Annotated in this window: 16 protein-coding genes; 10 read left to right on the top strand and 6 right to left on the bottom strand. The window is 49.1% G+C overall.

Annotated elements, in window-relative coordinates; all coding sequences use genetic code 11:
• Nucleotides 1-335 precede the first annotated feature (335 nt).
• The 5 genes from GVI43_RS09490 to torS all read right to left on the bottom strand — a co-directional run bounded on the left by GVI43_RS09490 (nucleotide 336) and on the right by torS (nucleotide 9,085).
• On the bottom strand, nucleotides 336-1,688 hold the full coding sequence (locus tag GVI43_RS09490; protein ID WP_159566626.1) for an MFS transporter: 1,353 nt from the start codon (nucleotides 1,686-1,688) through the stop codon (nucleotides 336-338).
• A gap of 614 nt (nucleotides 1,689-2,302) precedes the next feature.
• A complete protein-coding gene (locus GVI43_RS09485; protein WP_159566625.1) occupies nucleotides 2,303-3,445 on the bottom strand; it encodes a glycerate kinase in 1,143 nt (380 codons plus the stop codon).
• A 7-nt stretch (nucleotides 3,446-3,452) separates the two neighbouring features.
• Complete coding sequence (locus tag GVI43_RS09480) at nucleotides 3,453-4,718, bottom strand: GntP family permease (protein ID WP_159566624.1); 1,266 nt, start codon at nucleotides 4,716-4,718, stop codon at nucleotides 3,453-3,455.
• 118 nt (nucleotides 4,719-4,836) lie between these two features.
• Nucleotides 4,837-5,973, bottom strand: coding sequence for a sugar diacid recognition domain-containing protein (locus tag GVI43_RS09475; protein WP_159566623.1), 1,137 nt, complete (start codon nucleotides 5,971-5,973; stop codon nucleotides 4,837-4,839).
• 373 nt (nucleotides 5,974-6,346) lie between these two features.
• A complete protein-coding gene (gene torS / locus GVI43_RS09470) occupies nucleotides 6,347-9,085 on the bottom strand; it encodes a TMAO reductase system sensor histidine kinase/response regulator TorS (RefSeq protein ID WP_159566622.1) in 2,739 nt (912 codons plus the stop codon).
• A 207-nt stretch (nucleotides 9,086-9,292) separates the two neighbouring features.
• On the opposite strand from torS, the gene torT reads away from it, so the two are divergent.
• Nucleotides 9,293-10,360 carry a TMAO reductase system periplasmic protein TorT gene (gene torT / locus GVI43_RS09465; protein ID WP_425482139.1) on the top strand — a complete coding sequence of 356 codons (1,068 nt, stop codon included), beginning with the start codon at nucleotides 9,293-9,295 and terminating at the stop codon, nucleotides 10,358-10,360.
• On the opposite strand, the gene torR is transcribed toward torT, so the two are convergent.
• Complete coding sequence (torR, locus tag GVI43_RS09460) at nucleotides 10,333-11,037, bottom strand: two-component system response regulator TorR (RefSeq protein ID WP_159566621.1); 705 nt, start codon at nucleotides 11,035-11,037, stop codon at nucleotides 10,333-10,335. The two genes, torT and torR, sit on opposite strands and share 28 nt — an antisense overlap.
• 158 nt (nucleotides 11,038-11,195) lie before the next feature.
• Here torR and torC point away from each other — a divergent pair, with 158 nt between their 5' ends.
• The 9 genes from torC (at nucleotide 11,196) to GVI43_RS09415 (ending at nucleotide 23,706) form a co-directional block, all read left to right on the top strand.
• Nucleotides 11,196-12,359 carry a pentaheme c-type cytochrome TorC gene (gene torC, locus GVI43_RS09455; RefSeq protein WP_159566620.1) on the top strand — a complete coding sequence of 388 codons (1,164 nt, stop codon included), beginning with the start codon at nucleotides 11,196-11,198 and terminating at the stop codon, nucleotides 12,357-12,359.
• Nucleotides 12,360-12,388: 29 nt separating this feature from the next.
• Nucleotides 12,389-14,908, top strand: coding sequence for a trimethylamine-N-oxide reductase TorA (gene torA / locus GVI43_RS09450; RefSeq protein ID WP_159566682.1), 2,520 nt, complete (start codon nucleotides 12,389-12,391; stop codon nucleotides 14,906-14,908).
• 374 nt (nucleotides 14,909-15,282) lie between these two features.
• A complete protein-coding gene (gene torD, locus GVI43_RS09445) occupies nucleotides 15,283-15,933 on the top strand; it encodes a molecular chaperone TorD (RefSeq protein ID WP_159566619.1) in 651 nt (216 codons plus the stop codon).
• 254 nt (nucleotides 15,934-16,187) lie between these two features.
• Nucleotides 16,188-16,631 carry a MarR family transcriptional regulator gene (locus GVI43_RS09440; RefSeq protein WP_159566618.1) on the top strand — a complete coding sequence of 148 codons (444 nt, stop codon included), beginning with the start codon at nucleotides 16,188-16,190 and terminating at the stop codon, nucleotides 16,629-16,631.
• A gap of 51 nt (nucleotides 16,632-16,682) precedes the next feature.
• Entirely contained in the window at nucleotides 16,683-17,921 is a 1,239-nt protein-coding gene (locus tag GVI43_RS09435; RefSeq protein ID WP_159566617.1) for an HlyD/EmrA/EmrK family protein, read from the top strand.
• Nucleotides 17,918-19,444 (top strand): DHA2 family efflux MFS transporter permease subunit, encoded by a 1,527-nt coding sequence (locus tag GVI43_RS09430; RefSeq protein ID WP_159566616.1) that lies wholly within the window; start codon nucleotides 17,918-17,920, stop codon nucleotides 19,442-19,444. Before GVI43_RS09435 ends, GVI43_RS09430 begins: the two co-directional genes overlap by 4 nt.
• Nucleotides 19,445-19,911: 467 nt before the next feature.
• The gene (locus GVI43_RS09425) at nucleotides 19,912-21,327 is read left to right on the top strand and encodes an MBOAT family O-acyltransferase (RefSeq protein WP_159566615.1); all 1,416 of its coding nucleotides are present in this window, start codon (nucleotides 19,912-19,914) and stop codon (nucleotides 21,325-21,327) included.
• Complete coding sequence (locus GVI43_RS09420; RefSeq protein ID WP_159566614.1) at nucleotides 21,314-22,495, top strand: SGNH/GDSL hydrolase family protein; 1,182 nt, start codon at nucleotides 21,314-21,316, stop codon at nucleotides 22,493-22,495. Before GVI43_RS09425 ends, GVI43_RS09420 begins: the two co-directional genes overlap by 14 nt.
• Nucleotides 22,492-23,706, top strand: a complete 1,215-nt coding sequence (locus tag GVI43_RS09415) for an SGNH/GDSL hydrolase family protein (RefSeq protein ID WP_159566613.1) — start codon at nucleotides 22,492-22,494, stop codon at nucleotides 23,704-23,706. The genes GVI43_RS09420 and GVI43_RS09415 overlap by 4 nt, the downstream gene beginning before the upstream one ends.
• The last annotated feature ends 198 nt before the right edge of the window (nucleotides 23,707-23,904 follow it).

Raw genomic sequence — 23,904 nt, 5'->3', positions numbered from 1 at the left:
ACACAGATTTAAACAAATGAGACAATCGGAGCCAGATAAAAGCCACGAATGTGAATGAGGTCGCAATAATCAGGAAGGTTAATCTCGCCAGCAATTCAAAAGCAGAGATGTTTACATCATGTAGCCCCACCATGCCGTCATCCCGGCAAAAGCCGGGACCCAGGTTTTAACTAACAAATTAGTATTGGCTTAAAGACCGGCCCCCGGTTTCCACCGGGGTGACGACGGGGAAGGCCCAATGATAACCACGCAGATTACCATTTCAAGCATGTTGACGGCCCTTAACTGACAAGCACTACGGCAATTGCCACATCTTTTTACGTTAGTGAACGAGGTTACTTAGCCGCCACCGGCGTTGGGCTAATCTCTGGTTTGATCTTCGTCGTCCAACCACGGTAGGCCAGAGGCATAAAGGACACCGCAACCGCTAGCAGCGCTACGCCACCGACATAATAGGCCGGAGCCATATAGCTCTCTCTGAGCCATGCGCCGGTAATCATCGGCGTTAAACCGCCGAATACCGCATAAGATAGGTTATAGGCAAACGACAGCCCTGAGAAACGAATGTGGGCAGGAAACGCGCGGGTTGCCACAATCGGCGTTGTCGCGATCGCACCGACAAACAGCCCCATCAGGCCATAGTTAAACATCAACTCACCGGCAGTTATCCCAGAGTGCAGAGAACTATAGAAGTAGAATGACGTCAACACCAAACCACCCCACGCCAGCGTCATCGTGAGACGGGTACCGGCTTTATCGCTCATCCAGCCCCAGAAAATGCAGCCCAGCGTTAGCATCAGGGTTGCCACACAGTTAGCTTCCAGCGAAATGGTGCGGTCAATTTGATACATCTTCTCAACCACGATCGCCGGCGTCATTAAAATGGTCACCACAATGGCAGTCGACAGAGACCAGGTTAAAATTGCGGTAATAAAGCAGGCTACCTTATGGCTTTTCATTACGGTAATTACCGGCATTTCGCTGGCCAGTGCCTTCTTGGCGGCCATCTCTCTAAAGATTGGCGTTTCCTGCAAAAATTTACGCAGGTAAACCGAAATCAACCCAAACACCCCGCCCAGAATAAACGGAATACGCCATGCAAAATCGTTGATCTCGGCGCCGCTGTAGCTGCGCTGAATAATGATTGCCACAATGGAACCAAGCAAAATACCGCCAGTGATGCCTGAAGTCAGCGTACCGACGCCTAAGCCATAGCGCTGTGCCGGCGTATGCTCGGCAATAAACACCCACGCACCCGGCATTTCACCGCCGATAGCAGCGCCCTGCATAATGCGCATCAGCAGCAGTAACACCGGAGCCATTACGCCAATAGAGGCGTAGGTCGGCAGAAGGCCTATCACCAACGTTGGCACAGCCATCAGGAAGATACTTAGGGTAAACATACGCTTGCGGCCAATTTTATCGCCGTAATGCGCCATAATAATTCCACCGAGCGGGCGAGCGAGGTAGCCAGCGGCAAAAATACCCAGCGTTTTCATTTGGGCAATAAATTCGTTGTCACCGGGGAAAAAGAGCTGAGTCAGCGTTCCGGTAAAGAAAACGAAAATGACAAAATCATAGAACTCTAGCGTTCCCCCTAGAGACGACAGCCCCAAGGTTTTATAGTCATTCTTATTTAACGGTCGCGCCGCTGGCTGGCCTGTAGTGATTGATGAAGACGATGTCATGTGTAAATCCTGCTTTTAACTATTATTGTTTAACCTGCTGTATGAAATGTAGCTCAAAACTCAATACAAGGATCTGCGGGTATAAACCGCACGAGATCGATTCAAAGGCCAACGATATTAAGAATAGAAATGGGAACTCGTTCAGATTGAATCTGGCGATGAAAACATTCAGTCCGTTGATATGTCGCTAGCGGTGCATAGTTAGAATATGTAGTGAACTTCAAACGTTATATCAGCAAATTTGCGTGGTTGTAAACGGATAGACTGAAAAGCAATAACACTAGGTTTTACGTGGCTTTGAAGCAATAAACTAGACAGGCATCTAACTGAATGATAATAAATCGTCCGAAGGGTTACAGAGTTATAGATCCGTCTTTATAAGTCGGGTTTCACACTTCATTCACCTTTCTCAATTTATAGCATATTGTTCTGGTGATTGATTAATAAATAATCAAACAAAAACCCAAATCAATATAAACCACTGGAAAAATCAAATAGCCTCATCGGTCTGCCAAGGCTAAACGTCATCATGGCTTACCTGACTCAGGGCCCCAGCAAAAATCAGTTTCTGCCGGGGCCTGTAGCGGTAATAGTAATATTAGAAAACTGAATGGCTATCGGGCAGAGCGAGCCATCTTCCAGACGCTGGCAATATTCCTTGCCGTCACTCTCAGGTTTTCTTCTGCATCCTGCAGAGCTTCCGGTAGCGTTACAACGCGCGTCAGCACCGAAAATACCGCGTCCAGACCGTGATCGTGTACTACAGGATGATCTGCGGTTAATCCCCCGGCCAGTGCGATCACCGGTTTATTAAAGCGTTTGGCCGAACGGGCCACGCCAATCGGGGTTTTACCATGGATACTTTGGCTGTCGATACGGCCTTCACCGGTGATCACCAAATCGGCATCTTCGACTAGCCTATCCAGTTCCAGCGCCTTGATCACAATATCAATGCCCGGTTTCAGCTCGGCGTTGAGTAACCCCAACAACGCGGCACCCATACCGCCAGCAGCACCGGCTCCGGCGGCATTCAGAACCGGATTACCGGTGACTTTTTCAATCATCGAGCCGTAAGAGAATAGCGCGGCATCCAGCGTTTTAATCATCTCCGGCGTCGCCCCTTTTTGCGGCCCGAAGATTGCCGATGCGCCGGAAGGGCCGCACAGCGGATTATTAACGTCACAGGCTACGGTAATCGACACGCTGGCTAAGCGAGAGTCTAGTGCGCTTAAATCAATCTCAGCCAGACGGCAAAGCGCCCCACCGCCAACCTCTAGCGGCAGGCCTTGCTCATCGTTGAATGAAACGCCCAGTGCCTGCATCATGCCTGCACCGCCATCGTTGGTTGCGCTACCGCCGATGCCCAAAATAATGCGCTCAACCCCATGGCCCAGCGCCGCCAGTACTAACTCTCCGGTACCATAGCTGGTGGTGTAGAGCGGATTACGCTGTTCCATCGGAACGTGATGCAGCCCGGACGCGGCGGCCATCTCTATCACCGCCGTTTTTCCGTCGCCCATCAGCCCCCAAAAACCGTCGACCGGTAGCCCCAGCGGCCCCGTAACAACCTGATTGAAATACTGACCTTGAGTTGCTTCAACCATCGAGATAACCGTACCTTCACCGCCGTCGGCCATCGGTAATTTGACGTATTCAGCATCAGGATAAATTTCACTGAATCCCCGCTGAATTGCCGTAGCAACCTGCATAGCAGAAAGGCTTTCTTTAAATGAGTCGGGCGCAATTACAATTTTCATATCACCTCTATCCTGCCAGTCCGAATACGCCAAACATCAAGGTAGAAACAATCGTGATGGTTAAACCGATGATGGTTTCGTAAGGCAATAGCTTAAGGCGTTCTCTAATTTGCATATTCACGCTACCCCCGGTGGCGTGGAAGAAGCTGCCGTGTGGCAGGTGGTCAAGCACGGTCGCACCGGCGTGAATCATCGCAGCACCCGCTAACGCACTAACGCCAAGCTCAAGTAAAGTTTGGCTAAATACGCTGGAAGCCACGGCGGTACCCGCCGTGGTCGACGCGGTCGCCATCGACATAATGGCACCGGAGATTGGCGCTAGCAAATAAGGCGGTAAGCCAGAAGCCGTCAGGCCGTTAATCAGCACCTCTTTTAAGCCCGAGTTACCAATAATACCTGCCAGCGTACCGGTACCGAGCAGCATAATGGCGACCGGAGCCATTCGGCTCAGGCCTGCGGTCATGAATGCATTACTCTGCTTAAGCCTACCCATCATTAACGCACCAAACAGGCCGCCGACCGGCAGTGCGATCAGTGGGTCAATGGAAATACCGGCAATCGGACGCAGTGATAACAACGCAATGGCGACCAGCGGAGCGCTGATAGCGGCAAAAAAGCCGGGCTGAGCTCCTGACTGGTGAGAGACCACTTCACTCGGATCAACTTTGCTACCTTTGTTGACTAAACGCTTAGCCAAAAAGTAAGCCATCACTAATCCAAAAATCCCCGGCACAATACCGGCCATCATGACCGACGTCAGCGGAACGTGAAACGCATCGGCTGCCGCAATAGAGTTAGGATTTGGTGACATCACGTTACCCGCTTTACCGCCGCCAATCATCGCCAACAAAATGGCCATTTTGGACAGATCAGCGCGCTGGGCAATAGATAAAGCAATCGGCGCTACCGTGATAACCGCCACGTCGATAAATACGCCGACCGCGGTTAATAACATCGTGGCGATCGCCAGTGCTAATAACGCTCTGGTTTCTCCCACTTTTCGTACCACCGTTTCAGCGATGGTATTGGCGGCCCCTGATTCAATCAATACGCCAGCCAGTATACCAGCGGCAAGAATGCGTAATACGGCGTTAGTGATGCCCTGCGCACCGGTCACCATTAACGTCACGGTTTGAACCAGATCGGCTCCGCCGATCAAACCACCGACTAAAGCACCAATCATCATGCCGTAGGCCGGTGAGACCTTTCTTAATATCAGAACGATAGCAACGACTAACGCCGCTAGTGCCCCCAATGCAGAGACAGTTGTCATTATTATTCTCCAAATATAATGTTCCAGGGTAATTGTGTCTGGTCGTGCAGACTAAAGCTTGATACATCCGGCTAAATCGCCGGATGATTTGGCGGAAAAAACTGTAGGAAACGACAAATCAACGCTGTAATTGCATACCGATGTAAAGCCAAACGGCCTGCTGTAAGTCGTTAATCTTTAACGCAGTTATCTCTTCTATACGCTGTAATCGATAGCGTAATGTATTGATATGAATGTGTAGGCTGGCGGCGGTTTGAGAAAGATCACAGTTCTGTTCAAAATATTGCTTCAGCGTAACCTGTAAAATGCCTTTGCTATCCTGAGAAACCAACTTTAGCCACACTTTTGATAATTCCTGAGCCTGCCAGCTATCTGCCAGCCCCCCCAACAGCGCAGGTAAGGTATGGTCGGAATAAAACACATACTTGTTTTTGAGCTTCATGCGCTGAGCCATAACCTGAGTGGCTTTGGCAGACTGATAGGAGCGGCGAATCCCCCCTTCGCCAGCAAAATAGCCGCCGACAATCATACGGGAGAACCCGGCTGACTCCATCTGCCCTTTGAAACGCTGTAGCTCTACCAGTTCCTGTTGAGGATCCCAGCGGTCTTGCTTAACCGTGACGGGTTTCAGCACAACTAACTCATTAAAGTCAGTAAAGGTGACCAAATGATCCCGGGCACTGTATTCAAAGAACTCAATCAGGTTACGCAGCACCTCACTGTCAGGCTGATGTAGCTCAATAATTAATACTACTCTGGGTTGCAATAAATTAACCCCCAGATAGGAGACCATCGAGCTTAGCGATGACGAGTAGACATCTTTTAGAATCAGTTGATTAACCAGCTCTTCCCGGTAACGTTTATCCCACTGTTTTTGTTCCAGCAGCGCCATTTGTTCAATAATCAGCTCTGCGGCCATTTTTACCAGCTCGGCGTAGGCCCTGACTTCTGAAGGCTCTCCGGATATGCCCAAAACGCCGATAAGCCGATCCTGAAAGCTGATTGGCAGATTAATTCCCGGTTTAACGCCTTTTAGCTGGCTTGCCGTAGCGGTGTCAATTTCCACGATACGGTTTTCGGTCAGGGCTAGCACCGCCCCTTCATGACGTTGATGAATGCGGGAAGGCTCTCCGGACGCAATGATTACCCCGTGTTCATCCATAACGTTTACCGAGTATTGAATAATACTCATCGTGCGCTGAACAATCTGACGCGCAGTGGAATCTTTAAGGTAATTGGATCGGGTAATGTGCATTTAAGTCTCTCAAAATAGGACTGAATCCGGTAATTCGAGCGGTTGAATATCCGTTGAATAAACAGCCAGGCTATCTTTGCTTATTCTATCGTTGCTTATTATAGGATCGGCGCTGCAATGTCTTGGTTGATGCCACAAGAATATCCCGGATATGCGATGAGGTATTGTTCATCCGCACAAAAAAGATCGGGCTGAAAATAATAATGAACCGATAACTTACGGTAATTTATTGTAATGGCTTAGCTTTATCGCTCAGGGTTATTCAGTCACGAGGGCCGTAAGCAGAAATGATACGGTTCACGGTTTAAATAATTACCCAAAAGATCGCGGCGTTGGTCATTAGAATCGAATAGAAATATTCGCTATGCTCGTTCTACCCGCGTTTCAACGCTTTATCAATTGAGTTCAGGCCGTTTAGTACCAGGCTATCCAACATCGCTTCATCCAGCCAGCGAGTTTGTTCAATATCACGAAAATAGTGGGCTAATGCGCTCAGACACAGGCTTTCGCTGCTGCTTTTTAGCTGATGGGCCAGCGTTCGTACTTTTTCAGTATCTCCGGCCCGATGGGCTGATTTCAGCGTTTCAATCAGCGGTAAATTATTCTCACGATACAGGCTAAGCCACTGGCTGAGCTTTACCGGGCCAAATAGCTGAAGATCTTCCTGTAGCTGTTTTGTGTTTAAGGTTTCGTTCACGGAGATGGCTTTTTCACCGGTTAAATGGGCCGACAGATATTCGGTTAATTCGCTTAAGCGCAGCGGTTTACTCAAAAATCCGATAAAGCCGGACTGATAGCAGCGCTGTGGAAGATGGCTTAGAAGGTGGGCGCTAAAAGCCGTTAGCGGTAAATCAGGCACCAAATCTTTTAGTCGGGTAGCCAGTTCACAGCCATCCATATCGGGTAAATCCAAATCGACCAATGCCATATCAAAACGCGGTAGTGAATTAGACAACAAATCAATCGCCTCCGTGGCGGTACTGGCTACGGTGACCTGCACCTTGAGCTGATGCAGTAACGCCGTCGTCACCCGTTGATTAATCAGGTTATCCTCTATAAGCAGCAAATGAGAACCCGCAAACTGCTCAATAGGCTGTAACACAGGCTGAGAAATGCCAAGCGGTTTTATGGCTGGTTCAAGCGGAAGACACAGCGTAAAGCAGCTCCCTTTTCCGTACTGACTGCTAAACGATAGCTCCCCGTTCATCGCCTGAGACAAACGCCGACAAATCGTTAGCCCAAGACCGGTACCACCCCGCCGATGGGTTAATTGAGTAAACGGCTGAAACAGGGTGTTTTGCTGCTCGGCCGCAATACCAATACCGGTATCGGACACGGAAATTTGCCACCTGTTTTCCTTTTTTCGGCTACTCAGCGTAATGCTACCGCTGTCGGTAAACTTGATCGCATTACTCACCAAATTACAGACAATTTGCCACACCCGCTGCCTGTCGGCATTAAGATAGTCCGGCAGGGCTGGATCCTGTTCAACGCGCAGCGTTAAGCCCTTTTTGTGAGCGGCGCTGCTCATTAACTGATAAGCCTGCTGAATCAGTAGGTCCGGTGCAAACGCAGAAGATGAAATGACGACTTTTCCGGTTTCTATCGACGAATAATCCAGAATATCGTTGAGTATCGAGAGTAGATTTTCCCCGCTGCCGTTAATCACTTCGATAGCGGACCGATCCTCATCGGAAAGCGGTTTTAGCAGCAATAGCTCGGCCGTTCCCAAAATACCGTTGAGCGGAGTGCGGATCTCATGGCTCATGGTGGCTAAAAACGTCGACTTAGCCTTATTGGCCATTTCAGCATCCTGCCGGGCCAAAGTATGCTGTTGAACCAGTTCATTCAGCTGTTCCGTTCTCTGGGCGACCAACATCTCTAAATGACGCTGTTGATGATGAAGAGACAGCGTGTTGGTCCGAAATCGTTCAACCAGAGAACCAATGGTTTTTAGCTCGCTGGCTGAAATCGTCTGAGGCAGCGGAGTTTGTAGATCGCCATCGAGAATTCGCTCAAGCGCTTCAGTCTGCATGGTTAACGGCTTGGCTACAGAGCGCCAGACGATCCACCAAAGAATAAACAGCAGTGCCACTAAAGAGAGGATACTCATCACCACCAGTAAATTCTGGCTAGTATCACGGGCCACGCTTATCTGTTCCAAATCTTGCTGGCTCTGCGCATTAACCTGTCGCACTAAAGCGTCTAACTCACTATTAAACTGAGAAAATAGCAGTAAGCTATATTGGCCGGACAGGCTCAGCCGCCGCTGAATGTCCATACTTTCACGTTTATATTCAAACAGGCCATAGTAAGATTCCAGATCGGTAAGCAGCGGCAACAGCAGAGAGCGGCGATGCGGGTCCTCAACCAGTTGAATACGGCGTTTTACGATGGTGACCAGTTGGCCAAAATGGGTTTCAATTTCGCTTAGCTTCTCTTCCGATACGGTATTGACTGCCTGAGATAGCAAATTAGCCACTATCAGTGATTGTTCGTGCAGTTCGGTCATCCGGCTTTGATGATCCAAATCAACCTCCACTAAACGATCGAGAGCATTCTCAACCGCTTTGTGGTTATTTTTTTCAACATCATCATAGATAGTCGCAATGTTGGCGCTCACCGCCGTACCGGCATTACTGACCTGGCTTTTACTTAATACCGTTATTTGATTGGCCGCTAAGGCGATACGGTCGTGAATATCGCTGAACTGCCGGTCAGCCACTAAACGATTTTCAACTAACGCTCCCTGCGTGCTGAGGTGCTCCGAAAGCCGTAGTTCCTGTTGCTTAATTTTGGACGTATCAAAACCAGAATCCTGTAATTGAGAAAGCAGGCTACGGATTCGGATACTTTGAGTAGTTAATATTTTTCCCTGAGCCTGACGCTCATCTTCTGAAGTGACTTCATTCAGAGCCTGACCGGAGAAAAGAATATAGGCCCCCGCCTCATTCAGTTGAAATGCGGTTTTCATGGTGGGCAGCAGGTTTACGGTGCTTTGCTGTTCAATCTGCTTGATATGACGAAACCCAGCCCAGCCGATCAGGGCGCTGGTCAGTGACAACATGGCCATCAGCACAAAAGCCAACCACAAGCGGTGAGTTAACGACATTCAGATTTATTGACTCAAGATGTATGAATATATTTCCAAACAGTTTATCAGATAACTATTTTTCTGTGTTGTGATCTCTTAATGAATAATAGAGTGCCGTAGCGAAAAAATAACAGTAGTAGATATTTTATTTATGGCTTATTTTAAAGCAGTAAATTTATCACCAAGATAAATTATCGCATTAATCTTATAAATATAATGAGTGATATGACTATTTTTTCTATGCGCTTATTTACCTTTATTTTACTTTTAATAAGTTTTTCCGTTACAGCTTTTGTCGGAGAAATTAACCTTTGGTCTCCGGGGTTTTCATATACGACAAAACCTGAAAAAGTGGTGTACCGGTCAAAACCGGCTAAACGACCGTGGCGACTATGCGCGCTTTACCCTCACCTTAAAGACTCCTACTGGCTATCGGTTAACTACGGCATGGTTGAACAATCGCGGGAATCCGGCATTCAGCTACAGGTTTATGATGCTGGAGGCTATGACAATTATGCTCTGCAGCTTGAGCAGCTACGCCAGTGCGCCAGCTGGAAAGCCGACGCCATCCTGCTAGGTGCGGTCTCTCACGATAAAATTAACGAACGGCTTCCCGAGCTAGTTGGCAATATTCCAGTGTTAGGGCTGGTGAATGAAGTCAGTCAGCAAAATATTGCTGCCAGAGTCGGCGTTCCCTGGAGTGAAATGGGCCACAACGTCGGGCTATTTCTGGCTAAGCTGTCGGAACATCGGCCAATTAACGTGCTATTGCTTCCCGGCCCGAAAAATCGCGGCGGTACCGACTTAACGGAAAAGAGCTTTAATCAGGCAATTGCTAACCACAACGTCCGGGTGGTGGATATTGCCTGGGGAGATAACGACCTCGAAGTACAGCGTAATTTATTGCAGCACATGTTGGAAAAGCATCCGGATATTAACCTTATCGCAGGGAGCGCAGTGGCCATAGAGGCCGCCATTCCTGAGCTACAGTTAAGAAAGCTGAACGGAAAAATTGATCTGGTCTCTTTTTACCTTTCCCACGAAGTCTATCGGGGTTTAAAAAGACATCGGGTATTAATGGCTAACAGCGATCAAATGGTGCTACAGGGCAGGCTGAGCATCGATCAGGCAATCCGGCTACTGCAAAAGGAGCCCTTTTTAGCCGACATTGGTCCCACTATCCTGACCTTAACGCCAGAAAATATCTCAAAGATACAGGTTAACCTATCCCTGTCACCCGGTGATTTTCACCCCGAGTATCAGGTTTATTCCACCTCAGCGCAGAATAAATAACCTTCGCCATGAATCGAGGTAAACAGCTCTGGGTGTAGCTTATTGCGCAGGCGGCGGATCAGCACATCAATGGTGCGTTCATCAGGGCTACCATTGCGGTGAGAGATCATCGACAGCAGCCGTTCCCGGCTCAGCACCTGCTGAGGATAGCGAGAAAAAGCCAGCAGCAGCTCAAATTCAGAACGGGTCAGCTTAGTTAAATTTTCGCCGAACCACAGCTTACGCTTGGGAATATCAAGACGATAGTTTTCAAAGTGAATCGTTTGATCGTTATCCGGTAGCTGAGCGTTTTGCTCGGCTTTTTCAACCAATGAAATCCGCCACAGCAAGTTTTTCACTCTGACCGCCAATTCCCTTAATTCTACCGGTTTAGTCACATAGTCATCGGCACCCATTTCGAGACCGACAATACGATCGACGCTGTCGGTTCTGCCGGTGACAAGAATAATACCGATATCAGAACGCTCTCTTAACTGCCGGGTTAATAATAGTCCATTCTCATCGGGCAAATTAATGTCTAATAAAATCAAATCAACACGTTGCAGTGCCATCACCTCTCTCAACTGAACGGCGTTGGCTGCTTCAGAAACTTGATATCCCTCTTGATGAAAATAGCTAATCAATCGACAACGCGTTATTTCGTCGTCTTCTACTACGACTACATGCCATTTTTTCATTTACTCACCCGAACCGTATTTCTAATAATAATTATTTTCATATTTTTTCATATTTTATATTTGGCTGTTCACATATGACCGCAACTCTATTCATATATAAGGGCTAGTATATCAGAAATAATAAAAATACCGTCCATGCCATAATTAAGGAATTCAAAATGAAAAGTCTGTGGCTGAAATTAAAGACGCCGAGCAAAAAATGGTCCGTTCTTGCTATTTTAACTATCGGAATCATTATTGGTGTCGCTGCGATCTTACTCCCACATGCGGGTATTGAAATTACCGGATCGACAAAGTTTTGTGTCAGTTGCCACGAGATGGAAGATACGGTTTATAAAGAATATAAACAAACCGCTCACTTCAGTAACGCCTCGGGCGTTCGGGCTGAATGTAGCGACTGCCACATCCCACCGGGAACGTTAGCCACCATTGGCCGGAAGCTCGAAGCCACTAACGATCTTTATCAAAAGTTCATCACCGGTTCAATCGATACCCCTGAAAAATTTGAAGCCAAGCGGGCCGAGCTGGCCGAACGCGAGTGGGCGCGGATGAAAGCCAATAACTCTGCCACCTGCCGTTCTTGCCACGATTACGACGCGATGGACCATACCAAGCAGCATCCGGAAGCCGCCAAGCAGATGAAAATCGCGGCCAAAGATAACCAAAGCTGTATCAGTTGCCATAAAGGTCTGGCGCATCAAATGCCTGACATGAGCACCGGGCTAAAGAAAGATTTCGAGAAGCTGGTGAAAGATGCCGAGGCTCAGTCTGACGCCAATACGTTATACACCCTGAATCAGAAGCCTATCTTTGCCAACAAAGGCGATAAAGAGCCTGAAGGTTCACTGCTGCCGGCCTCTGAAATCAAAGTGCTCAAACGTGACGGCGACTGGCTGGAAGTCAGCATTGAAGGCTGGACTGAAACCGACGGACGCCAGCGGGTACTTTCCCTCTTACCGGGCAAGCGGATCTTCGTGTCCACCCTGAGAGGTGAAGTGCAGCAGCGGGCCAAGGTTCTGGAACAAACCGTGGTTAAAGATACCGACGCTAAGTGGAGCAAAGTGAGCACCACTGCATGGATACAAAAAGGCGAGCTGATTAATCGCGTTGAACCAATATGGGAATACGCAGGAACGCTTTACAACAGCACCTGTAATCAGTGCCACGGCGCGCCGGATATCAAACACTACGATGCCAACGCTTGGATCGGCACCCTGAAAGGGATGATTGGTTTTACCAGTCTGAATACGCAGGAAGAGCGCATCTTGTTGAAATATTTGCAGGTAAATGCATCAGACATGCCTAAAGAACAACAAAAATAACAGGACGCCGTCAGGAGAAACCAATGAATATGAAAACTAACGCCATGAACGTATCCAGACGCCACTTTTTATCCGGTATGGGAGCCTGTGCTGCCGTCGGTTTATTAAGTCCGTCGCTGCTGGTTTCTGCCAAAGCGCAGGCCAGTGCCGATACCACTCGTTTAGTATTAACCGGCTCCCACTGGGGAGCAATCCGCGCCAAAGTGGTCAACGGCCGCTTTGTCGAAGCCGTTCCCTTTGAGCTAGACGCGCACCCCACCAAGATGATCAACGGGCTGGCTGACCATGTGTATGCCACTTCACGGGTTCGCTATCCGATGGTGCGCGTTGACTGGTTACGTAATCGCCATAACAGTGACACCACCCAACGCGGTGATAACCGGTTTGTCCGAGTCAGTTGGGATGAAGCGCTGGATCTGTTTTATCAGGAATTAGAGCGCGTCCAAACCCAGTACGGCCCATCCGCACTGCTGACCAGCAGCGGCTGGCAGTCAACCGGTATGTTACATAACCCGGGCGCCATGCTGAGCCGCGCCATTAGCCTGCACGGTACCTCATTAAGTACCGGCGGTGACTATTCAACCGGCGCTGCTCAGGTGATTCTGCCCCGCGTTGTTGGCGCGATGGAAGTGTATGAGCAACAAACTTCGTGGCCACTGGTGCTTAAAAACAGCAAAACCATCGTTATTTGGGGTTCCGACCCGTATAAAAACCTGCAGGTTGCCTGGTGGTGTCCGGATCATGATGAATATGCCTACTACGCTCAGTTAAAAGAGAAAGTAGCCAGCGGCGAAATTAAAGTTGTTAGTATCGATCCGACCGTTTCATCAACTCACGATTATCTGGGCCGGGATAAGGTGCAGCACATCGCCCTGAATCCTCAAACCGACGTTCCGTTGCAGTTGGCGATTGCCCATACGATTTACAGCGAAAACCTGCACGATAAGCGTTTCCTAAACGAGTTCTGCGTCGGCTTCGAACAGTTCCTGCCGTACCTGCTAGGCGCTACTGACGGCCAGCCAAAAGATGCCGAATGGGCAGCCAAAATATGTGGCATTGACGCCGACGTTATTCGGGCGCTGGCAAAACAAATGTCTACCGACAGAACCCAGATTATTGCCGGCTGGTGCGTTCAGCGCATGCAACACGGCGAGCAGTGGGCGTGGATGATTGTGGTCATTGCCGCGATGTTGGGACAAATCGGGCTACCGGGCGGAGGCTTTGGCTTCGGCTGGCACTACAACGGTGCCGGTGTTCCAACCCGTAAAGGCGTTATTTTGGGTGGATTCTCAGGAGCCACCGCCACGCCGCCAATTCATAACGGCGACTTCAAAAACTATAGCAGTTCTATTCCGATTGCCCGGTTTGTTGATGCCATGCTCAGCCCCGGCAAATCCATTAACTGGAACGGTAAAGCCGTTACGCTGCCGCTGATTAAAATGTGCGTATTTGCCGGAACCAACCCGTTCCATCGCCATCAGCAATATAACCGGATGATTGAAGGTTGGAAAACGCTGGAAACCGTTATCACGGTTGATAACCACTGGAATGCCACCTGCCGCTTCTCAGACATTGTTCTTCCGGCAACCACGCAGTTCGAACGTAATGATATCGACCAGTTCGGTAACCACTCTAACCGTGGCTTAATCTCAATGAAGCAGGTGGTGACACCGCAGTTTGAATCGCGCAATGACTTTGATATTTTCCGCGAGCTGTGTAAACGCTTTGACCGTGAAGCTGCCTTTAGCGAAGGTCTGGATGAGATGGGCTGGATTAAGCGCATCTATCAGGAAGGCGTACAGCAGGGGAAAACGAAATCAATTACCCTGCCCGACTTCGATACCTTCTGGAAAGAGAAAGAGTACGTTGAGTTTCAGGGTGAAAGCCTGTGGGTCCGCCACCAGTCTTTCCGTGAAGATCCCGATCTGGAACCGCTGGGCACGCCAAGCGGCCTGATTGAGATCTACTCAAAAACTATCGCTGCCTTTAATTACCAAGACTGTCAGGGGCATCCGATGTGGTTTGAGAAAGCAGAGCGTTCTCACGGCGGCCCGTCTTCGGATAAGTTCCCGCTGCATCTGCAATCCTGCCATCCAGATTTCCGTCTCCATTCGCAGCTTTGTGAATCTGAAACCCTGCGTAAGCTCTACGGCGTAGACGGTCGGGAACCGCTGTTTATCAGCCCGAAAGACGCTGAATCCCGCGGGATTAAAAACGGAGATACGGTCAGAGTATTTAATAATCGCGGTCAGGTACTGGCCGGGGCCGTGGTATCAGACCGGTATAAGCCGGGCGTTATTCGGTTACATGAAGGTGCGTGGTACGACCCGGTATCGGGCGGTGAACATGCCGGGCTGTGCCGCTATGGTAATCCGAACGTGCTGACGCTGGATATTGGTTCTTCCGAACTGGCACAGGCCACCTCGGCACACACCGCGCTGGTACAAATTGAGCGTTTCAACGGAGACAGCATCAAGGTTGAGGCCTTTAACGGCCCCAAAGAGATGATTGCTCAATGTGAATATGTGCCAAAACCGGCAGAGAAATAGCGTAAAATGGCCGCTGTAAATACGGCGGCCAACAGATTGATGACAAACCTTAATCATTGAATGCTTGGTCTTAAAATAGTCAATCGAAGGGAGAGTTTTATAGGCTACTTCCTGTAGCCTGCCCTACGGGCCAACACTTACGTGTTGTTCAACCCCGTTCCCGACGGCGTTGTCCGTTGGGGTCGTAGCGGGCTTGCCCGCCGGAGCGCCCCTAGGAAAGCTATGCCCGGAGCCCTATGCACCTAAAAACGCCGCCCCTCGGCCGCTAGGCAAAGCGAATATTCCGGCGTTGATGACGCGGACGAAACTTACGATAAAACCAAATTGAACGACTTTGTCAGCAGTCTGATGGCAAAGCCAAACGGGAGTACCTCATGAGCCACAATCAAGATCTGGCGCTTATCTGCCAGCACAGGGCGACTATTTACGCTTGGTTTAGCGGGCTGTTTGCCAAAGAGCTAGATTCAGAGGGCATTGCCCGCCTGCTTTCACCACCGGTTAATCAATGGCTAACCGCGCTGGGCACCGAAGCGTCATTAACCGCATCGGTTAATCAGTTTAAGCAGTCTTTAACGGCATTAAACCTGCGACAGGACGCCGTGCTCGAACTCTCAGCCGATTTTGCCGGTCTATTTTTAATGCCAAAGCCGGTTGAAACCCAGCCTTATGCCTCTATCCATACCGATAAAAGCAGCGCGCCAAAGTTCAGGCAGCAGGCCTGCTCCGACGTTCAGGCACAGCTAGCCAGCCTCGGGCTCAAGCTACATAGTGCGTTTAACGAACCGGAAGATCACCTTGCCGTTTTGTTGGAACTGATCGGCCACTTAGCCTATGCATCAGCAGAGCAGCCTGAACGACAAGAGGCGCTACTGTTACTACAAAAACAGCAAATTGCCCAACTGCTAAGCTGGCTGCCAGACTTTAGTCAGGCATGCAGAAAACACGACGCATTCGGCTTTTATGCCAATCTGGCGGACCTGATGGTTAAGTTCATTCAGTCAGATAGCCACTGGCTGGAACAGTAACCGAGTACTTCCCTTCATTTGTAATAAGATGTGTTCACTTCTACACTTCCTCCATTGGGTCATCACGGCTTCAGGCCAGCGGCGATACGGATAAATACGGATAGTTAAGAAACCGGACTATCGCCGCTTTCGCGTCATAACATAAATTTTTTTCACCGCCGGATTGACGACTTCGGGTATCTTACCCTATATTTGCCTAGGCAATTACCTCCATATTCTTGATGAAAAAGACAACGTTAACCCTGAGTATCTAAATGAAAACTTCTGGTGACAACGTGCCCGCTAGCGAAAGATCGTTAGGGCACTTAATACATTTGCTGAATCAGCATAAAGACCGGGAACTCAATCAGCGTACGGCTCATCTGGATATCACCGCAGCGCAGTTTAAAGTGATTATTTGTATCAGCAAGGGCATGGTTAATCCGGTTGAAATTTGCCGTCGTCTCAGCCTCGACGGAGGGGCATTGACCCGTCTGTTAGATCGTTTAGAGAAAAAGGGCCTGCTGGTTAGGGTAAAAAACGCTCAAGACCGCCGTCAGGTCATCATTCAGCCAACACCGCGCGGCGATGAGCTGATAGCCCAAGTTCCTCAGATTGTGTTCGATACCTCTATTAGCATGACCCGGAATTTGAACGATGACGAAATCAGTACCTTAAAGCACTTGATTAAGAAAATAATCGATTCCGGCGCAGAGTAAGTTTCATACCGGCCTCTACGTTTAACCATCAGAGAACTATCAGGAAATATCATGGCAGAGCAGCCTATTCAAACCTCGGCTAACGATACGCCATCGTCAGGGCAGTCGATTAAAAAGAGCAATAAACGCAAACTGTCGTTTCTTATTTTATTGGCGATTATCATCATCGGTGGCGTCGGCAGCTATTTATACTATGCGCTCTATAGTCGCTATTACGAAGAGACCGACAATGCCTATGTCAACGGTAACCTGATCGTGGTTACGCCACAGATTTCCGGCATTGTCACTGAGGTGGTGGCCGATGAGGGAGACTATGTTTTACAGGGCCAGACGATGGTTTTGCTCGACCCTCACGATACTGAGATTGCCTTACAAAATGCCGAAGCGAGCCTAGCTCAGGCCGTTCGTCAGGTACGCGGCCTGTACAGTAATGTCGACAGCTATCGGGCTCAGGTTGAAATGAAACAGGTCGCCTACGCTCAGGCGACCGATGACTATAACCGCCGCCAAAAGCTATCGGCTTCAGGAGCCATTTCACAGGAAGATCTGCTCCACTATCGTGATACCCAGCGCTCGGCGAAAAACGATTTGATTGCCGCTCAAAAAGAGCTGGCAACCAATATTGCGCTGGTGGACGACACCATTATCGAGTCTCATCCGGAAATTAAAGCGGCCATTGCTCAGCTACGCCAGAGCTACCTGAATAACCAACGAACCACCATTGTCGCACCGGTCAGCGGCTATGTAGCAAAGCGAGTGGTTCAGGTTGGTAGCCATATTCCGTCGGGCACATCTATGATGGCGATCGTGCCAAAAGATCAAATCTGGATTGATGCCAACTTTAAAGAAAATCAGATGCAGGAGATGCGTATTGGCCAGCCTGCCACCATCACGGTGGATTTATACGGCGATAAGGTCAAATACCGCGGTAAAATTGAATCGCTGGGAATGGGAACCGGCAGCGCTTTCGCACTATTACCGGCCCAAAATGCCAGCGGTAACTGGATAAAAATAGTTCAAAGGTTGCCCGTTCGCATTCAGCTAGACGGCGATAATCTGGATAAATATCCGCTACGAATCGGGCTTTCATCCGTGGTTAGCATCGATCTACACGATACTGATGGCCTGCTATTGCCCAATGCACCAACGGGAAAACCGCGTTTTTCTACCAACGTTTATCAGGATCAAATGGTCAAGGCTGACCAACTGGTTGAGTCTATTTTGCACGACAACGGCAGCAACAGGCCCGATGCCGCTCAGACTAAAAATGTGACCGGAATGAATCAATGAGTGATGCGGATTTTCGGCCCCTTAGCCTGCCGTTGGCCACCATTGGTATTGCGCTTGCAACCTTTATGCAAGTGCTGGATACCACGATTGCCAACGTGGCCCTGCCGACCATTGCCGGTAACCTTGGCGTAAGTTCCGATCAGGGCATTTGGGTTATTACCTCGTTTTCCGTTTGTAATGCTATTGCCCTGCCCTTGACCGGCTGGTGTTCCCGCCGGTTTGGGCCAATAAAGCTGTTTTCCGTGGCTATCGGTCTGTTTTCCATTACCTCATTTTTATGCGGTATGGCTCAGTCCATGCCGCAGCTCATTTTCTTTCGCGCGCTACAGGGATTCTTTGCCGGGCCGCTGTTCCCGATGTCACAAACGCTGCTACTGGCGATTTTCCCCAAAGCTAAGCGAGGGCTGGCATTGGCGCTCATATCAATGCTAACGGTGGTTGCACCGATTGTCGGGCCCATAACCGGCGGATGGATCACCGATAACTACACCTGGCCGTGGATCTTCTTTATCAATGTGCCAATCGGGGTGTTTGCCATTTTCGTGGTGCTGACTCAGCTGAGAGGAATGCCGGAAAAAATTGTAAAATCACCGATCGACTATATCGGGCTGATGCTTCTGGTGCTTGGCGTCGGCACCCTGCAGGTTGTGCTGGATAAAGGCAACGATCTCGACTGGTTTGAATCTCATTTTATTCTCTGGATGTCGTTGATCGCCGGGGTTGCACTGACTTGCTTTGTTATTTGGGAGCTGACCGAGAAAAATCCTATCGTAAAACTCAATCTGTTTAAGGATCGCAACTTTACCATCGGAACGCTGGTGCTGGTGCTGGGCTATTCTGCCTTTTTCTCTATTAACATCATCCTTCCTCAATGGTTACAAACACAAATGGGATACACGGCCATTTGGGCCGGGCTGGCCGCAGCGCCAATGGGAATAATTCCGTTTTTCCTCGCGCCGATCGTGGGTAATTACGCTCACCGGTTCGATCTGAGGCTGCTGACCAGCATTTCATTTACCGTTATCAGCAGCTCTTGCTTTATTCGCGCGCTGTTTAATACCGATATCGATTTCAGGCATATTGCCGAAGTGCAGCTGTATATGGGGATAGGCGTTGCCATGTTCTTTATGCCGTTGACGTCAATTCTACTGTCGAAGCTCTCTGGCCCCGATATCGCCGATGGCTCAGGGCTGGCCACCTTCCTAAGAACTCTAGGCGCCAGCTTTGCCTCATCGCTGACAACCTGGATCTGGAACCGTCGGGAAGTCTTTCACCACGCCAATATTAATGAAAACGTCAGCATCTATAACCAAAATACGCTGGATTACCTACATTCCGTTGGCGGCATCACTCAACAAAATCTGGCTAGCGTTGATAATCAGATAGTTCAACAGGCCTATATGATGTCAACCATCGACTACTTTACCCTGTTAGGTTGGATTTTTTTGGCGATGATTGTGCTTATTTGGTTTGCTAAGCCCCCGTTTATTATGGCGGCGAAGGGCACGTCTAGCGGGCATTAATGCTGACTCGCGTTGGCGTTGGCTGCCGTTGTTAGACAGTAAACGCGCTATCGCCACATGAAGCACCATGATGAAACCAATAGCTAATTTGAAATTGCATAAAGAAACGGTGGCAATAGCGCATCTAATAATAGCCAATAAACCGCCGGTAATTATTTTCCCCTTAACGTAATAAAACGGTTAATAAAGCTATTAATAAAAGACTAATCAGTAAGTTTTTGGCTATTTATTTAATCGCCAACTTTTTCTGAAATAGAATAAAAAGGCGTTGGTTTTAAATTCGCGAAATGGGATAATCTCACGCAATCATAGAGTAATTTCCGTCTCTGATAGCATATAGGCCCTACAACACCGCCCCGTCGGGATGCTGCTTCATAATTCATCACCGCTGATGGTTATCGGCCTTTATCGTAAATTATTTGCCTATCAGGGACAGATACCAGTATTTAGCGTACAGGTCGGGGCAAATGAGTTTTTTCTCGTTAGATTTTTCTTATTACTTTGTCATTTTCTTTTTACTCTATTGGTTACTCCGGCCTTATGTTGCCGTTCAAAACTATTTGCTCATTGCGGCAAGCTATCTGTTTGTCTATTCATTTTCTATCGGTTCAGCCGTTATCCTGTTTGGATACAGCATATTCATCTATCTGCTGGGGCGGTTATCGACATCCAATAGGCTGAGCGGCAAAAAGCCGGTTTACATTTTGCTGACCGCTCTGGTGGTCTCCTGCTTTACCCTGTTTAAATACTATCCTTTCTTTCGCGAAGGGCTTCAGGCTAAGCTCGCGCAGATCGGTTTAACCGTTGAGATGCCGGTGCTCGATATACTGGTTCCTCTGGGGCTGTCGTTCTACGCGTTTCACTCCGTCAGCTATGTGGTCTCGGTGTGTAAAGAGGAAATTAAACCGGCATCATTTCCAGACTTAATTCTCTACCTGTGCTTTTTACCCAGCATCGTCGCTGGCCCGATTAACCGGGCCAGCGTATTTCTGCCGCAGATTCATCCGCAACAGCCCCGCGAACTGCTCAACGTTAATCGGGCTATCGCCCTGATCGCATGGGCCATTGCTAAGCTATTTTTGTGCAGCGCCTTTCTGGCAGAGAACTTGGTTAACGGCGTATTTGAATCCCCCGACAACGCCGAGCCATTGCAAATCCTGATCGCCGTTTATGCCTATGCGTGGCAGATCTATTTTAACTTTTCAGGCTATACCAACTTAGTTACCGGTCTGGCGCTGCTGCTGGGCTTTCAGGTACCCAAGAACTTTAACTCGCCGTATTTATCTCACAACCTGCAAGAGTTCTGGAAACGCTGGCATATCAGCCTGTCTGAGTTCATCCGGGACTATATTTATATCCCGCTGGGCGGCAACAAAAATGGGTTTATGCGAAAAAACGCTAACCTGATGGCCGCGATGGTTATTTCCGGTATCTGGCACGGCGTGGGCCTTAACTTTATCGTTTGGGGTGCCCTGCATGGGCTTGGGCTCGTCCTGTTCAATATTAAACATAAATACCGGCCAGCCTCGGCCAGCGGCCATATCGTCTCTAATCTGGCAGCCCAGCTGCTCACGTTCCACTACGTTTGCTTCGCGTGGATATTTTTCCGCGCCAGCGATTTTGGCAGTGCCGGGGTGATATTGCATCGCCTGAGCGAAATCTCGCTGTCATCACTATTCTTAGACTGCAATGCAGTCCTCGTCTGGCTGTTTGTACTGTTAGTGTCGATTTATCCGCTGTGGACCAAAATCAAAGCGTCGTTGGTCAACATGGTTGAACGATTACCCTGGTATGCCTACCCCGCTCCATTAATCGCCTTTTTAACGCTGGTATTCATATTTGCTCCTGCTGGGGTTCCGGGGTTCATTTATGCTAACTTCTAACTATAACGATGTCTTAAGCAAGGCATATAAAGTGGTTTATATCCTGCTGCTCAGCGCATTGGGGCTAGTCTGGCTAAACCAACAGTCCCTCTCGCTATACTGGCAACAGCAGTTCCACCGCGAAAGCCCGTGGTCGCGCGTTGAAAGCCCAATCTGGACCAGCGGTGGTCGCCTGACCAGCGCCTTTGTCGCCGCCAAGCAGGCGTTTGTCGCTACGCTAAGCGGCGAAACCAATAGCGCCACCGCTGAAAACACCGGTGATGACCAGCAACCAACCGGTGCAGAAAAATCACCGGTATTAGCGTCTAACCAAGCGGACTGTGAATGGAATACGCCCGAGCTACGGGAAAAGCTACTGTACAAAATACCGACGTTCCTGAAGATTACCTCTATTACCACCGATGTCGGCTCAGGGACCATGGTTGAATCAGGCATCATTACCACTGAGCCTGAAGCCAAAGTGGACAATACCAACCGTATTATTCCCGGTCAGCCAATTCACTTAAAGCCGGAAAACCAAGTACTGTTTGTCGGCGACTCGATGATGCAGGGGGTTGCGCCCTATGTGATGAAAACGCTAGCCACGGCGTATGAGGTTAAAAGCATTAACCTCAGTAAGCAAAGCACCGGTCTGGCCTATCCGGGTTTCTTTAACTGGCCGAGAACCATTGCCGATACGCTGGAAAAGAATCCAGATATCAGTCTGATAGTCATCTTCCTTGGTCCCAATGACCCGTGGGATATGCCGCCAAATAAAGGCGCCAGATTCTATAAATTTATGAGTGCAGAGTGGGAACAGCTTTACCGTAGTCGGATAGAAGACATCCTGTCGCAGGCAAGAGCTCGGAATATTAACGTTATCTGGGTCGGGCCACCCAATATGCGCAAACAGGCCCTGTCTGACGGCATACGCTACCTGAACGGTCTGTATAAGTCTGAGGTTGCTCTGGCTGAGCAGCTGTATATTCCGGTCAATGATATCTTTGAATATCACGATGGGGCATACTCAGACTATCTTGAAGTGGGTAATAGCAAGGTTAAACTGCGTAGCGATGACGGCACTCATTTTACTCCGACCGGGCAAAAGATGATTGCTGAGCGTATACTCTCCTTTGTTTCGGTGGATAAAACAGCGAAAGAAGAAACAAAAATAGCAGAGAACAAATGAATAAAATTTCAACAAAACAAGACATGATCAGGACATCGCTCAGGCTGATGGCATTAGCCACCACGCTACTGTTGGTATCCTGCCACTCCACAAAAATCGAGAAAACGTCCCCAATCAATCCCGGCGAACATTACCAACAATTAACCAACTATGGTGAAGCCAATCTGGCGACTTTCTCGACCAAGTTAACTAACGCAGCTAACCACAGCGTACATATCGTTCAGCTGGGCGATTCCCATACCGCCGCTGATTTCTTCACCGGCCAGCTAAGAGATCGTTTCCAAAAACGGTTCCATAACGGCGGTATTGGCTTTGTTAATCCGGTTGCCGTTCCGGGACAACGCTATTCCCACATCATTTTTAGCCATGATAAAAAGGCGTGGAACGTACTGACTAGCCGTAAAGATAAATCGGATCAATTCCCGCTTGGCGGGTTTATTGCTGAACCAACGGCCCAACAAAGTAGCCTTAGCATCAAGCTGCGCACGGCAGATAATCAACGCTATCTGGCTCAGGCTCTCTATTCATCGGCCAGTGACGCTAGTCTGGCAGTCAATTCCAGCGCCGTAAACTTAGCGGCCACCAACGGGCAGTGGCGTTTCTCACCAACGCAGCCGGTCTCATTTCCGTTAGAGGCTACCGCCAGTTCAGGCCAAGGGCTTAAGCTGGGTGGCTGGTTTATTACCCGTGAGCAGCCGGGTGCCATTGTTTCAGCGTTAGGCATTAACGGCGCAACACTAACCATGGTCGACAAATGGCAGCCTCAGTGGATAGACACGCTGGCTCAGACCAAGCCGGATATGATTATTTTGTCTTACGGTACCAATGAAGCGTTTAATGACACGCTGGATCTGGCCAACTACAAGCAGCAGTTAGAACAAAAAGTGATCCAGATTCGTCAGTCAATGCCGCAGGCCGTTATTCTGCTAATGGGCCCGAGCGACAGCATCAAAAATAAAAACCAGAGCGGATGCCAGCGAATGCAGCCCCAGCCGCTGAATGCCGTTATTCAAATCCAACGGGAAGTAGCGCAGGCTCAGGACACGCTATTCTGGGACTGGCGCGCGTTTATGGGCAGAGAATGTTCTATCCAGAACTGGGCCGCAGAAGGTAACGCCCAGCCCGACTTGGTTCATTTATCACAAAATGGATACAAGAAAAGCGCCGATGCAATGTATAGCCAGCTAATGGTCGCATTGGGGCTTAAATAGGCTGGGGCTTAAATAATTATTAGGCCAGAATGCAAAACACCTCCGTCGTTGGAGTAATGCCGATCAGTTAGGGATCGGTTGACCGATCCAGTGGTTGTGTAAGAATCCGGAAATGCTCACCCGTTTCCGGATTTTTTTATGCACATTGGACAGGCCCTTGATCTCGTTTCTCGTTACGACTCCTTGCGTAACCCACTA

Origin of the sequence: Budvicia diplopodorum (assembly GCF_009800925.1) — a bacterium.
GTDB lineage: Bacteria > Pseudomonadota > Gammaproteobacteria > Enterobacterales > Enterobacteriaceae > Budvicia > Budvicia diplopodorum.
This window is presented reverse-complemented; position numbering and strand designations above follow the sequence as displayed.